Source organism: candidate division TA06 bacterium (genome assembly GCA_016208585.1).
Taxonomy (GTDB): Bacteria; Edwardsbacteria; AC1; order AC1; family EtOH8; genus UBA5202.
On record JACQXR010000022.1, the window covers coordinates 1 to 14,680 of the forward strand.

Consider the following 14,680-nt stretch of genomic DNA (forward strand, 5'->3'; position numbering starts at 1 on the left):
ATTATATACACTACACGAACATTTGTCAAGCATTATTTTTCAGGACGTTGCTCCCTGTAATGTATTGTTAATCCAGGCTTCCTGGTTATTGCCGATTTTTTTCGATTTGTAGTGTATATAAAAGGGACGGAATTCAGGGAGATAATCACAACATGTGTTGAGGGAATTATTAGCATGTCTTCAATTATTCGGTTAATATGTGAATCGCCAAAACCATAACCATAAGTAACGAGTATTGAATTGGGTTGACTTACTGCGCATGAGAAATCCCTGAATAATTCTGAATATGGATAAAATGATGTTTCTATTCCTTTCGATGAATTGGGATATATTACGGCCATATTTGATGTACCTGAAGCAGGTAATGCTGGATGATCTTTTTCTGCACCAAACGGTAGCAATGACCTTTTAATTTGGTTTTCGTAAAACATCCAATCTAATGAGCCATGGATTTTTGTGTATCTTACAACACCTTCGACATAGCGTGGTTCTCCGCGTATTCCAGGTGGATTGTAGTGGTAATCCAATTCGATTTTATTAGTTCTAAATATCGGCTCAATTTTCCCTATGAAACGATCAAGTAACAATATCCCCGCTCTATCGCAAGCATATTCTATAAAACGATCATAATTCGTTGTAAATATATTTGGCTCTTCTCCAATGAGTGTGGGTAAAATCGAACTTGGTGGCGAGCTGAAGTAGTTGGCAGTAAACGAGTTCTTTGATAGCAACCCCGGTAAAAATATGGTAAACTTCCGGTATGAATAAGATCAAACGATTGGAAGACGTTCAGCTTTAAGTACTGTTTTAATGAAATTAAAGAGATTAACATCTATTTCAGTTCTTAATACAGCCGCTTGCGTATCGTCTGAAATCAATAGACCCTGATAAAGTTCTATCGCGGCCCTAAAATCATCTTCAACGTTCGCTTCCCCTCTATCAAAACTTTTTGCTTGTTCATCCGCAGCAGCTTCGATTTTTTCTTTAAACGTATTAAACTCAATTCTACCCATAGACTGGCATGGCGTACTAGCAAGCTTTGTTGTGGCAATTACAAGACCCGTCCCAGCAAGTAAGGATAAATGTTCACTTTGAAATATTGCTGTGAGCCATGGTTCTATTCTGTCTCTTAATTGTTTAACATTGGCAATATCGTATACTGTTTCATTGCCAATCTTAAGAATGTGTTCTTTTGCCCAATCTATCTTATCCATTATTGCTCTCCACTATTTTTATTTCTTCTTCGCTCAGCCCGTACAACCTATACACCAACTCGTCAATTTCCTGGTCTATTACGGCAATGTCCGCCCGTTTTCCCTCTCCGATTCGGGGAGGGCCAGGGAGGGGTCTGCGTTCCGGGTTCTTGTTTAGCTTAAGCATTTCTTTGACAAGTTTGACAAGCTGGTCATGTAAGTCTTTATCTTTTTTGTTTTTAAAATCTATTCTTCGTATTGGTAAATTAGCTAAAAATGATATTGGATACCTTAATGAACCCTCTGGGATGCGAGCTGAATAAAATTGCATCACATGCAACCAATTAAATAATTTTGAATTTAACAACCCTAATAAATATTTATCCTCATATGTTTCCCCAATAACACTATGCACAGCCACTAGCATACCAACACCAGTATCATCCAATGTAGCTGTCAACCTGCTTGCAACACCACGCACTAATATTTTTTTACATTCAAATAAACGTCTTGTATTCTCATTTATAACATCACACTTGGGGTTCAGTTTGGGTATATACACAATGCGTTTATACAAATTTACTTTTTTACCCCAAAGAAATGCATACCTGTCTATATAACTGTTAGTGGCAATTTTACATCCGGTATTATCGTCAGAAATCCATTTATCCATTGCCCAATATTCAAAGCCCATAATACCAGTTCTTACTTTGGCAACTTTACTTAATTTATCGCTGTTTAACCATAATTTATCAGTAATTTTGTTAGAAGTATCATCTTGGTATATCGAAATTGTGTTTTCACGGGTTAATAAATCATCAATATTTACGCTGTCATATTTTTGATTTACAATATTACTAACATTATCATCATTTAATATTTTAAGCCTTATTTGTTTAACATTCTGTTTTTTGCCGTAAAATGTGACTGCCGTGGATATTAAAGCATCACCAAAAATACTTTTACATTTACCAAGGTCAGCAATCTCAAATATTGTCGCAGCATTTAATAGAAGTTCACGTAGCTTAGTTGCATAATCGGCAACAAAATATTTATTTGGCGTTATAAAACTGCAAATCCCATTCTCTTTAACCAAATCCAAGCTACGCTCCATAAATAATACATAGATATCATACGCGCCAACAGCACTACTAAAACGCTTGCTGTAAAATCCTTTTTCTTTTTCTAATTTCATAGTTCTAATATACGGCGGGTTTCCAAACACCGCATCGAAACCAGCGCACCCTCTCCCACCGGGAGAGGGCCGGGGAGAGGTCGTAAACACCTCCGGAAAAGCCACCTGGTAATTCAACGGCTTGACCTCATCCAAATTGCTGAAATACCCCTTTAAATTATCCCCCAGCTTCCGGTTCAGCCTTTTCTCCTCAATTTCTATTTCGTTTTTTAATTTTGCCTTTGGGTCATCCTCCACTTCCTTATAAAACTCCCCGTGCAGTTTCAACAGCGGCTTGATGTCCACCGCGTCATCCAGCCCCGGTATAGTGGTCTGGGCCTGCTTCTCCGCCAACTGCTCAATGGTCTGCCCCGAGATCAGCGAATTGCCGCAGCGGATGTTCAGCTCCAGGTTGGGCAGCAGCTTCCGGCCCTTTAAATCGTGGTAACTCAACCCCTCCAAAGCCTTCAGCATTAAATTAAGCTTGGTTATTTCCACCGCCCGCTCGTCCAGGTCCACCCCGTAAAGATTATGCTGTAATATCTTTTTCTTTATCTCCAAGTCGGAATAGAACGAGGTCTGCTTGCCCGCGGCCGCCCGGCGGTAGGCCTGCAAAAACAGGTCAAAGGCCTTTATCAAAAACGAGCCGGAGCCGCAGGCCGGGTCCAGCGCCTTGATCTTCTCTATTTCCGCAGTAGTCAAGTCCCTTCCCTCACGGGGAAGGGATTTAGGGTTAGGTCCTGCCCCGGTGGTTGACCTCACCCCTGCCCCTCTCCCGGAAGGAGAGGGATTTAGCAGTTCGCCCACCGTGTTCTTGACGATGTAATCCACGATGTATTCCGGGGTGTAGTAAATTCCCTGGCTCTTGCGCTTGGCCTGTTCCTTGTGCTCCTGCGCCTTTAAGCCGGACTTCTTGGTAACCCTCAGCATTTCGCCCAGGTAGTTCTCGTAAACCTCGCCGATGATGTGAACCGAGACGTTCTTGAAATCTATTTCGTTCAGCTCGGCGATGATCGGCGCCAGCGCCTTGTCGTCAATGTCAAAATGGTCAATGGCCATCGGCGCGAACAGCTCGGTGTTGAACTGCTCGTCCATTTCCTTAAACCACTTTTTAAGCTCGTGATACTTGTCGTCCCGGGAATTCAGGATGGCCCGGTGGACGTCCTGTCCGATGATGCCCTTGTCGTGGCAGACTTCCATGAATATCATCCGGTCAAGTATCTTCTGGGTGAACAGGTCTATCTGGTCCTTGTCGTATTTCTCCCAGTAATTCTTGTGCAGCTCCCGCCGCAGGCTGTCCCGCCAGCCTTTTAGTTTTACGAAGAACCTGGCCTTGATGTCCTCTATCTGCTTTTCTACGGGATAGTACAACGGATCGTCGTCCACCCTGCCTTTGGCCTGGCACAGCGGCGTCCGCTGGAATCTCATAAGAAAGGCCAGCCCCTCGTCGGACAGAATGTCCACGTATGAGTTGGGGTTGGCTCCGGGCCATAGCAGATCTATAAAGGCGTATTTCTTGTTCTGGTAAAGCCGGCCCTGTGTTTCGTTGTACAGCCGCCATTCCACGAAGTTGGTAAGTATGCCCCAGTAAAGCCCCTGCTTACGGCAATAACCGTAAAGCTGTTCTTGAAAGGTCTGATTGCGATAGCGCCCGTCCAGCTTGTCGGCTTTTTTGGCATCCTTGCACTCAACCACCAGGACGGGGTGTTTTTTGCTGTCATGCAGCAGAATGTCGGAGAACGTGCCGGTATTGGCCCCGATGTTCGTGCCCAAAGACCAATCGCTGCTTTTCCAGCCCAAGGCTTCCAATACCTTCAAGACGTAATCGCTCTGCGCCTGCATCTCGGCCATGCGGTGGATGTTGTTGGCTTTGGCCTGGGCGGCCAGTTTTTCAAGGGTGGTTCTTAGAATAGCCATGATGATAAAATTATTTAATCGGTTTACCGGGTATATCTTATGCGGCGGATAACCTGACCGGTGATTTGCATTTCCACGCCTGTGAGCGGCATTTCAACGCCTGTAAGCGACATTTCACCACCTGTGAGCGGCATTTCAACGCCTGTAAGCGACATTTCAACGCCTGTGAGCAGCATTTCACTACCTGTGAGCAGCATTTCACTACCTGTGAGCGGCATTTCACTACCTGTGAGCGACATTTCAACGCCTGTGAGCGGCATTTCAGTGAACGCAAGATTGTAAATGCCTATTTTGCAATAACTTCCAGCACAACTTCCAAAAACGGGCTAAACCTGTGGCGGTTTAGCCCGTTTTAATCGTTGCCCTAACAAGGCGTGGTTTCTTCCTTTTTGGGTTCCCCCTTATGGTTGGTATAGTTCCGGTACAGTATCTTGAAATTGAAAGTCTCGGCCACCCCCGGCTCGTTGACGAACAATTCCCGGCCCGCCTCGTTGATCACCTTCAGGCCCTTGTACAACAGCCCCTTCTTGTAATAATACTCCCGCACCTTCTGGGGCAGTTGGCTCAGCTTTTTGACCTCCTGGTCGGCGTCCGCGCTCAGCAGGGCCGCGGCTAAGGCCTTGCCCTCGGTTAAAAGGGCCTGGTTGTCGCTGCCCGGTATGTTGGCCGAATATTTCTCAAAATCCTTCACCATCAGGTCTATGGCCTGGGAGAATTCCTTTAGTTTGGCGTTGGATACCATTTTAAGCAGGGTATCCGGCGCCTGCTTGCCCATGTGCATGGCCCGTTTGGCCCGTCTTACCGCCCGGCGCATCCAGACCTTGGCTTTTCGGATGGCCTCGTTCTGCGCCGAGGTGGCGAATTTGGATTCCTGCTCGGTGGCCTCCCTGTCCTTGGCCGCTTCCCGCACTTCTTCCCTGACGGCCGCTACCTCGTCCACATACTTCGGCGGCAAAAGAATTGCCATGGATTTCCCCTGGGCCGTCGCGATGCCTATCGTGTAGCCGCCCTGTTCCACCAAACCGCTGCCCGAGAACCTTGACCCGATGATTATCAGTTCCTCCTTGCCCAGTTCAGTTATCATGCGCCGCTCCTTTCTTAGGTTAATTTATGCCGTAATAATACCTGAAATATGGCCCTTTTGTCAACAACAAAAAACCTTATTACAACAAAAAACCTTATCCGCTTTCTTCCTCGTCCCCAGCCCGGGGGTGCGCCTGCTTGTAAACCTTCTTCAGCCGGTCCACTGTGACATGAGTGTAGATCTGGGTGGTGGAAAGGCTGGCGTGGCCCAGCAGTTCCTTGACCGCCTTCAGGTCGGCCCCCCGGTCCAGCAGATGGGTGGCAAAGGAATGGCGCAAAGCGTGGGGGCTGGCCTTACCGCCGTAGTCCGAGCTTCGGATCCGAACTTTCACTATCCTCTGCAACTGCCGCCGGTTCAACTGGTTGCCGTTCCTGCCCAGGAATACAAATCCTTCGTCTTCCCTTTTGACCACTAGTTGTTTTAAAACCGCCGCCGAAGCCCGGGTCAGGGGCGCTATCCTTTCCTTGCCTCCCTTGCCTTTTACTTTCACCTGCAGGCCGGGAAGGTCCAGGTCCCGGGACTTCAGGCCCAGCAGTTCCGAGGACCGCAGGCCGCTGCCGTATAGCAGCTCCATGATGGCATCGTCGCGAAGTTTATCTTTGGGATCGCCCTGATGCGACTCCACTGCCTGAACGGCCTGGGCCTGGGACAAAAAACCGGGCAGTTTCTTGTCCAACTTGGGCGAGCGCAGTCCCATCACCGGGTTGACGGTAATGGCAAACTCCCTTAAGGCATATTTAAAAAAAGCCTTGATGGCCGAAAGCTTCCGGCCCAGCGACCGTTTGTCCAGTCCCTGCTGCTGCAGCCGGCCCAGGTACTGTCGGATATCGTTGCGGACGACCTTCCGCGGCTCCTGGTGTTTCAGGAAAACAAACAACTGGTTCACATCCCGGCGGTAGGCTTCCAGGGTGTTGTCCGAAAGGTTGCGCTCGGTCTTCAGGTATTTTATGAAATCTTTGATCATCGTTTATTGCTTGACTTTTGGACCGTGGTCAATTATCATTTGTTACTACCCTTTGGCCATTTTACCACAAAAGGCACAAAGGGCACAAAAGACTAATCCATTTAAGGTTTTGTTTGAGGAACTGTTGGCAAAATAGTATTTGTGATTTATGTGCTTTCTGTGGCTAAATAAAAACCAGCAACTTACATACATTCATGAAAACAAAAACATCTTTGGTCGGACGGTCATTCCAGGAAACCCTGGAACTGCTGGCCCCGCTGGGTTTCAAGGGTTTTCAGGTCAAGCAGCTGATGGCCTGGATCTGCCGGAATAACGTCCCTAACTTTTCGGCCATGACCGACCTGTCCCAAACCCTGCGGGATAAATTGGAGAAGGATTTTTGCCTGCACGAACTGTCCCGGGTGAAAAAAGTCTCTTCCCGGGACGGCGCCACCAAGCTGCTTTTGCAGGCCCGGGACGGACAGCAGATAGAATCGGTGGTCATCAGCGCTCCCGGCCGGCTGACCGCCTGCCTTTCTTCACAGGCCGGCTGCAAACTGGCCTGCTCCTTCTGCGCCACCGGAAAGATGGGCCTCGTCCGTAACCTGACGGCCTCCGAGATAGTGGACCAGTTATGCCTGCTGCAGGAGCTTTCGCCGGAACAAAGGATCACTAACGTGGTCTTCATGGGAATGGGCGAGCCGATGGAGAATTATGACCAGACGCTTAAGGCCGCCCGGATCATCAATTCCCATCAGGGGTTCAACCTGGGGGCCCGGCACATCACCATTTCCACCGCCGGGCTGGTGCCGGGAATTCTGAGGCTGATGGAGGAGCCGGAGCAGTTCAAGCTGGCCATTTCGTTGAACGCCGCTGATGACGCGGTTCGCAGCCGGCTGATGCCGGTCAACAAAAAATACCCGCTTAAGGCGCTGCTGGAAGCGGTCAAAAGATACAGCCACAAGAAGGGCAAGCTGGTTTTCTTTGAATACATCCTGCTGGCGGGCATAAATGACAGCCTGGAGGACGCCGAAAAACTGTCGCGCCTGCTAAAAGGAATACCCGGCAAGGTAAACCTGATCCCTTATAATCCCGGGGGCCGGGAAAACGACCTGCAGCCGTCATCGGTGGAAGCCCGGCGCGCCTTTTACGACAAACTTTGCCAGCTGGGCGTGGCGGTAACCTTCAGGGCCAGCAAGGGTCAGGATATCAGGGCGGCCTGCGGCCAGTTGAAGGCGGCTTCAGTTTCATGAGTTTTTAGCCCAGTCCTTATTTAGTTGCCACTGAAAAAGATCCTTTTCCCACCGAAACACGCTAATAACACGAAAAATTTATTTGTTAAAAATAATTGCCATTCATGACCTTACGAATATTTTACTGGGAATATATTTTAGTGAATTTCGTGTGTTTAGGTGGTTTTTCAGGGAGAACTATTTATCCGCCAAAGCTTTAGCGTAGGAGGAAGGGCTGGGCTAAAAACATTTGCATTACTTTCCTGCTATGGACGACAGATATTCCTTGATGCCCAGAAACACAGACCTGGCTATCTTCTCCTGAAACTCGGCGGTCAAAAGCAGGGCCTCCTCCTTAGGCACTATGATGAAGGCCGGCTCCACCAGAAAAGACGGCATCTGGGTGGCCCGGCACAACGCCAGGTTGCCGTAATAGAATCCGTGATCCGGCAGGGGCAATGTTTTTTGAAACTGGCGGTGGACCGCAAAGGCCAGGTCCCGGCTGAAAGGCTGGTAATAATAAGTTGAAAAACCGCTGTCCTCTAAGGGATTGACCCCGTCGGGCGAGGCGTTGTTGTGGATGCTGACCAGCAGGTCCGCTCCCCAGCTGACGGCCCGGACCGGCCGCTGGTAGATCCCCACAGATTGCGATCCTTCCCGGGGGTAATAAATTTTGGCCCCGGCGTTTTTGAGCAGATTACCCAGCCTTTTGGATATCTGCCAGTTGACTTCTTTCTCCAAAGTGCGCAGAGGTCCCACTGCTCCGTTCTCCGGCGAATGTCCGGCGTCGACGGCTATCTTGATCCCGGCCAGAGGCCGGTTTTTTTGTACCCTGGGCCGGGGCCGGATCTCTATCTCCAGGTTGTTCTGCTGATACCGGGAATCATATCCCCACAAAGGTTGGCTTAAAAATATCTCCAGTTCCACCTCGCCGTTCTGGACCTGCCGCCAGCGGATGTCTTTCACTAAATTATCCAGAGGGTCATAGCGCACCCAATCCAGGTCGGCCTGGGCCCCGAAGATCAGAAGTTTAAAGGACATTCCGTCCGGCGAAGCTTCGCCACTAAAGGCGCAGGGCCGGGAAAGCGAGAACCTGACCAGCGCCTTCTCTTCCCGTTTGAAAGTGCGCGCCACCGCCAGCTTGGCGCTGACCATCGGTCCCGGCCAGGATTTTACGGCGACCGATATTTTTTTGACCCAGGCGTCCTTGTTGTTGGCCAGTCTAACCCGGTAATTTTCTCCGGCGCTGCCGGTCAGTTCCAGGTTCACTCCCGGAGGCAGAAATATCTCGTATCCCAGATCTGGCCCGGTCTTAAGTACCGTCACCGAATCCCTGGAAACCGCCCAAAACATCAGGCTTTCCGGCCAGGCGCTGATCCTGGCCTGGGATGAATCCACCGCCATCATCCCCAGGGTGTCCACCAGGTACAAATATATTTTTTCGGAATACCATTGATTCCGGCTTGTTACCAGATAGCTTCCCATATAAGTGCCGGGCAGGGTCAGGGTGTCGGGCGTAATTGAATCGGAGAAGGCCAGCGCTTTTTCATCCGGCTCCAGCCGGCCGTTCCGCTCGTCCATGGGAATGCCCTGCCCCCGGCCGATGGAGAAGCTGGCCTTGCGGCCGGGCGTGCCCCTGAAGGCAACCGCGATGCGGTCGCCGGCCCTGACTCCCAGTTCCTGGCCGGGAGTGATGGTGGAATGAACTATGGCCAGACTATCGGAACTGATCAGGATATTGCGGGGGGCTACATTCACCTGGCGGATCAGGCTGTCGGTCAGGCCGTTCTTCTGGGCCAGAAGTTTTATCTGGAATTGTCCGGCAGTAAACGGGATATAGGCCAGAAAGGCCCCGTTATGGTAGACCTCGGCCTTCTGCCCGTTCACCCACAACTGGCTGCCCGGAGTGACCGAGCCGATGAGAAAAGACTTGGCCACCGGGCCGATGTTGTCTCCTTCCCGGGGATAGACCAGGTCTATCCGCGGCTGGGCCGACAGGAATGCGGCCAGGGCGCATAAGATGGTGAATAGGAAAAATAAATTTTTCATGATCGGAAATTCTTTATTGTTTTCTGTCCGGTGCAGGGTTTATGCCGAGTATCAGCCATTGACCTATAAGGCCATGAATGGCCTCTGTTAGCATGTGGCGCCCATACTTAGCCCAGCCCTTAAGGGCTGGGCTAAGAACAAACAATAGTTTTCAATTTCAAGCCGTTCACGGCCTTCATAGTCTTTTTCTTGAACTCATCCCCTGTCCCCTTCTCTTATTTATTTTGCTTCGACACGCTCAGCACAAGTCCAAGAGAAGGGATTCAAGGGGTTGAGTTAGCATTTACCCAAAAACGTAAAAGTGTAAGAGGGCATAGTGTAATTATTTTACTTTGCGAGACGAAAACCGAGGTAGTAGTAGCGGCAGTCCGGATCGAGGAAGTAGTGGCGGTAGGCAGTGCGGCAGCTGCCAGCACTATTGTCCCAGCTGCCGCCGCGGTGGACGCGATACTTACCCGTGGCCGGCCCGGTGGGGTTGCTTGAAGGCGAACTGCCGTAGTAACTCTCATCATACCAATCATTGCACCACTCCCACACGTTGCCCGCCATGTCGTATGCGCCATAGGGGCTTGCGCCCGTTGCAAAGAAGCCCACCGGGGAACTATAGGTAAAGGTATCGGGTGCGGTATTGTAATAGCTATTACATTTGGTGGAATCCCAGGTGCTGCCCCAGGGCCAGTAGTTGGTAGAGTCCGTGCCCCGGGCCGCTTTTTCCCACTGGGCCTCGGTGGGCAAATAGCCTCCGGCCCAATTATAGAAGGCGAATGCCTCATACCAACTTACGCCCACCACCGGGTGGTTGGGGAAGCCCGGGCCGCTGTTGTAATTCCCGGTTGACCAATAAGCAGGTTCGGTTATGCTGTTGGTGGTTCTCCAGTTCCAGCCTTCGGCAGTCCAGTAGGCGCTGTAGGTATAGCCTCCGGCGTCCATAAAGGCCTTATACTGGCTGTTGGTAATTTCGTATTTGCTGATCTGGAACGCGTCAAGGTAAACAGTATGCTGGGGTTGTTCATTCGTCATTGCATAGGGATCATCGGGCAGGCTGCCCATTTTAAAGTTGCCGGCAGGGATGGATATCCAAACAATATTCGCTGAAACAGTTGCGAAATTCCAAACACTTGACCAACTTGATGATCCAAAACTGTCAGATGCGTTCACCCGCCAATAATATGTAGTATCACAAACAAGCCCGCCAATAGCTTGGCTTGTGCTTGCCAGCCCGCTTTGGTTGTAAACAAAACTACCAAAAGTGTTGCTGGTTGAAACCTGTAAGGTATAGCTGGTGGCCCCGCTGCTGGCGTTCCAGGTTAAGGTTGGGTTTGTGGTAATGCCGGCAGCCCCGTTAGCAGGTGTACTTAAAGTTGGCGTGGCTGGTGGATTGCCAGTTGTAAAACACAAAAGGCTTGACCACTCCGATGTACCACTGCTATTAGTTGCGTTCACCCGCCAATAATATTTCGTTCCGGCAGTGAGGCCGCTTATTGCCTGGCTGGTGCCTGTAAGCCCGCTTTGGTTATAAATGAAACTGCCAAACAAACTATCTACCGAAACTTGCAGGGCATAGCTGGCGGCCCCGCTGCTGGCGTTCCAAATCAGCGTTGGGTTCAAGGCAACGCCGGTAGCGTTATTGGCAGGCGTTGATAAAACTGGTGCGTTGGGAACAGTAGTAAATACGCCGTCATTACCATAACTTGTACCGCCGCTATTAGCAGCGGCAATGCGGTAATGGTATATTGTGCCGGGGGACAAACTGCCAATGCTTGCATTCACAGCCACTACACTGGTTCCCGTGCCTGCATTCTGGGTTGTAGTTATCATACCATAGCTGGTAGTCGTTCCAGATTGGAAATAGTATGTGGTAACATCATTATTGGGGTTAACCGTACCATTCAATTGGGCTGTAGTTTGGGTGACATTGGTTGTTGCATTTGTTACAACTATCGGAGCCGTGGCCGAAGTGGTGGTAAATTGCCAAAGGCCCGTCCAATCGGAGGAATTAGCCTTTTTATCGGCCTTCACCCGCCAGTAGTAGCTGGTGGAATATGACAATCCGGTAACGGTGTCACTGGTTGAAACGATGCCGCTTTGGTTGTAAACAAAATTAGTGCAGGCGGCATTGGCGGAAACCTGCAAGGCATAGCTGGCCGCGCCTTCGCTGGCGGTCCAGGTAAAAATTGGATTGATAGAAATACCAGTTGAAGTGTCGGTTGGCGAGCTAAGCTTTGGCGCAGCAGGCGGTATCACCGGATCCACCGGGTTGTTAAAACTGAATTTCTTGGAACAGCCCATTACAATCAGCAATGAGCAGGCGACAATTATCAATGTTTTTTGTTTCATGGCTAGAACCTCCAGGTATATGCCATAACAAACTCACCCTCACTCCCTCTCTTGTAAGAGAGGGCCGGGGTGAGTTCAATAGCGGTTTGCTTGGTCAACTCCGGGTGCGCCTTGGTTCTTAAAAACCACGAAACCAAGTTTACCGCCCCCACTCCGATGGCGGCATACGAACAAATGGCGGCGGTTTTGTTTTTACTGTCGGTCTCGTCCCGGTATTTTGTGGCATCGTCGGAGGTGGTGGCCGCCAGATATTTGTTATACGAGTCATTGGCTCCGGTATAGTACAAATATGTTATCCCGGCCAGCAAAGCGGTACCGCCCAAACTTACATAAGTCAAAGTTGGCAATTTAAGTTTAGTTCTTCTGACCTCGCGGTCTAAACTATCTGCTACAAACTGCTTTCTTCTATACTCTACCTGGGCTTTTCTTCTGGCTTCAACATTAGCCGACCATCGCCCGAGTTCTACTTTTGCAAGGCTATCTTGTATCGCCTTTTCCTGGGCCAGCCTTTGCTGCTCAACTTGCTGACGGGCTTTGGCTTCGGCCTGGGCCGCGGCTATGCTGTCGGCAATCTCTTTCTGCTGCATGGCTTCCAGCTGCTCCTTGGTCGGCCCGGTAGCCTGGACAATCTCCTGGGCGATGTCGTTCATATAGGTCAGCAGTTGGTCCATTTCGCCCCGGTAGTTCTTTATGCAGGCCTTTTCCACCTTGCCGGTCTTCACGTCCAGCAGGCGGATGTTCACCGTCCAGGTCTGGCCGAACTTGCCCACGCTGCCGCCGACCATCTTTTGCACCGACAGGTATTGGCCTACTTCTATCAGACAGGCGGTCTCGTTGCAGGCCCCGCTTTGGGCAAAGCCCTGTTCCTTTAATATTTCGTCCCGCTTGGAACGCTCCACGATCTCGTAATAATTGGTATTGTCCCGCTTGGAACGCTCCACGATCTCGTAATAATTGGTATTGACCAAATACGAAAGCAAGGCGTTGGTTAAAATTTCCCCGTCGCTTTTGGAGATGCCGGTGGCGGACAGGTCCATTACAGCCAGCGTGGTCTTGCGCGGGGTTTGGGCTAGGGCTGGAATTGCGGCCAACGCCGCAGCCAGCAGGAACAATACAATTCTTCGCATGTTTGTGCCCCCGTTATATGTTTTTGGTATTTTCCATTCACTGTAGGGGCAATTCACGCGTCCTACGTAGCCGCTAAAGGTGGCGTAGTGGGATGAATTGCCCCTACGTTATTGGTACAGGGGCGGTCGGTCTACATCATCGGTATATTAACTTTCTTCTTCTTGGCCACCTGCTTGGCAATGTCATATCCCGCGTCCACATGGGTTTAACCTATCCCCTACACCCCTTCCCTCGGAAGGGGCCGGGGGTTGGGTTGGTGCGGGCAGGCACGAAGCAGCAATAATATTAGCCGCTCGCCGCGCTCTTCCCCGCCACCTGCCCCGAACTCCAGGCCCATTGCAGGTTATACCCTCCGGTATCTCCGTCCACATCCAGGATCTCCCCGGCAAAGTAAAGCCCGGGGATTTTTTTTGATTCCAGCGTCTCGGGTATGACCTCGCGCAGGTCCACCCCGCCCACGGTTACCTGGGCTTCCTTGAACGGCCGGACAGCTTTTACCTTGGCCGGCCAGGCTGTAATATTGGATGCCAGCTTTTTTATTTCTGTTTCCGAAAGATGGGCGGTATCTTTTCCCGGATCTATCTTGGATTCCCGGATTAGCATCTGGCCTATTTTTTGGGGCAGCAGGCCGTTGAAAAATTCCTGGGCCGGGCGGGAACTTATATTCTTGGCCCTTCTGACCAAAACGGATAACATTTCCAGACTTGTCTGTCCCGGAACAAAGTTCAAAAAACACTGTTTACGGCCTTCTCCCAGAATTCGGCTGCTTTTCAAAGCCAGCGGCCCGGAGAGGCCGTATTTGGTGAACAACCCTTCATCGATCAACTGCAGGATTTTTTTTGAGCCTTCGAAAACTGTAAGGCCCATATCCAGCCTGATCCCCTGCAGCTTGTGGTACCAGTTTCCCTCCAGTTCCAGGGAAGCCAAGGCCGGCCTTAAGGGCGTGACATTATGCCCCAGCTGCCTGGCCAGTTGATACCCGCCTTCTCCGCCCCCCAGCTGGGGCGCGGCCGCCCCGCCGCAGGTCAGGATCACAGCCTGGGCCTGATGCGATTGCCCTCTTTGGTGCAGTAAAAATCCGGTCTTGGTTTTTTTGATGTCCACTATCTCGGAATGCAGGTTGACCTCTATTCCCAGATTTCCCATCTCCCGCTCCAGCGCCAAAAGCACAGAAGGAGCCTCGTTGGATTTTGGAAAATAACGGCCCCGGGCGTCGCAGTAATATTCTATTCCCAGTCCCTCAAAAAATTCCAATGTTTGTTTCAATTCAAACTGGGACAACACCATATCGGCCACGGTCGGTACCGGAGTGTGGAAGTGCTTCGGAGCCAGGTCGCGGTTGGCGAAGTTGCAGCGCCCGTTGCCGGTGGCTAAAAGTTTGCGGCCTAAGGAGCGGCTCTTCTCCCATAGCCGCACTTTGGCCCCGCCCCGGGCTGCGGCGATGGCCGCAATCATGCCCGAGGCACCGCCGCCTATTATGTGTATCTCTTTTTTAGGCATTAATGGCTTTGTTGCGTGAATAAGGGGTAATTTGGTATAATCTGGCTATGATTAACGAACTGAAAGGGGCCAGAAGGTGAAAACATCGCTCAACAATCAAAAAGGCATCACACATAAAACCAA

General features: G+C 50.4%; 11 protein-coding genes. 1 reads left to right on the top strand and 10 read right to left on the bottom strand.

Features of this window, described 5'->3' with window-relative positions; genetic code table 11:
* Window positions 1-32: 32 nt before the first annotated feature.
* From HY768_01900 to HY768_01925, 6 genes are all read right to left on the bottom strand, one after another.
* Entirely contained in the window at window positions 33-731 is a 699-nt protein-coding gene (locus HY768_01900; GenBank protein ID MBI4725972.1) for an SIR2 family protein, read from the bottom strand.
* Window positions 732-770: 39 nt separating this feature from the next.
* Window positions 771-1,214 (bottom strand): hypothetical protein, encoded by a 444-nt coding sequence (locus HY768_01905; protein ID MBI4725973.1) that lies wholly within the window; start codon window positions 1,212-1,214, stop codon window positions 771-773.
* The gene (locus tag HY768_01910) at window positions 1,207-4,284 is read right to left on the bottom strand and encodes an Eco57I restriction-modification methylase domain-containing protein (protein ID MBI4725974.1); all 3,078 of its coding nucleotides are present in this window, start codon (window positions 4,282-4,284) and stop codon (window positions 1,207-1,209) included. Before HY768_01910 ends, HY768_01905 begins: the two co-directional genes overlap by 8 nt.
* Before the next feature lie 23 nt (window positions 4,285-4,307).
* Entirely contained in the window at window positions 4,308-4,544 is a 237-nt protein-coding gene (locus HY768_01915; GenBank protein MBI4725975.1) for a hypothetical protein, read from the bottom strand.
* Window positions 4,545-4,648: 104 nt separating this feature from the next.
* Window positions 4,649-5,368: a hypothetical protein gene (locus tag HY768_01920; protein MBI4725976.1), complete on the bottom strand. Its 720-nt coding sequence runs from the start codon at window positions 5,366-5,368 to the stop codon at window positions 4,649-4,651.
* A 94-nt stretch (window positions 5,369-5,462) separates the two neighbouring features.
* On the bottom strand, window positions 5,463-6,332 hold the full coding sequence (locus tag HY768_01925; protein ID MBI4725977.1) for a tyrosine recombinase XerC: 870 nt from the start codon (window positions 6,330-6,332) through the stop codon (window positions 5,463-5,465).
* Between the two features lie 194 nt (window positions 6,333-6,526).
* On the opposite strand from HY768_01925, the gene rlmN reads away from it, so the two are divergent.
* Window positions 6,527-7,564, top strand: a complete 1,038-nt coding sequence (gene rlmN, locus HY768_01930) for a 23S rRNA (adenine(2503)-C(2))-methyltransferase RlmN (protein MBI4725978.1) — start codon at window positions 6,527-6,529, stop codon at window positions 7,562-7,564.
* A gap of 234 nt (window positions 7,565-7,798) precedes the next feature.
* Here rlmN and HY768_01935 read toward each other — a convergent pair whose 3' ends face one another.
* The 4 genes from HY768_01935 to HY768_01950 form a co-directional block, all read right to left on the bottom strand.
* Entirely contained in the window at window positions 7,799-9,592 is a 1,794-nt protein-coding gene (locus HY768_01935) for an N-acetylmuramoyl-L-alanine amidase (protein ID MBI4725979.1), read from the bottom strand.
* 327 nt (window positions 9,593-9,919) lie between these two features.
* Window positions 9,920-11,929, bottom strand: coding sequence for an SUMF1/EgtB/PvdO family nonheme iron enzyme (locus HY768_01940; protein MBI4725980.1), 2,010 nt, complete (start codon window positions 11,927-11,929; stop codon window positions 9,920-9,922).
* Window positions 11,930-11,931: 2 nt separating this feature from the next.
* Window positions 11,932-13,056 (bottom strand): hypothetical protein, encoded by a 1,125-nt coding sequence (locus HY768_01945; GenBank protein MBI4725981.1) that lies wholly within the window; start codon window positions 13,054-13,056, stop codon window positions 11,932-11,934.
* A gap of 286 nt (window positions 13,057-13,342) precedes the next feature.
* A complete protein-coding gene (locus HY768_01950) occupies window positions 13,343-14,557 on the bottom strand; it encodes an aminoacetone oxidase family FAD-binding enzyme (protein ID MBI4725982.1) in 1,215 nt (404 codons plus the stop codon).
* Window positions 14,558-14,680 lie beyond the last annotated feature (123 nt).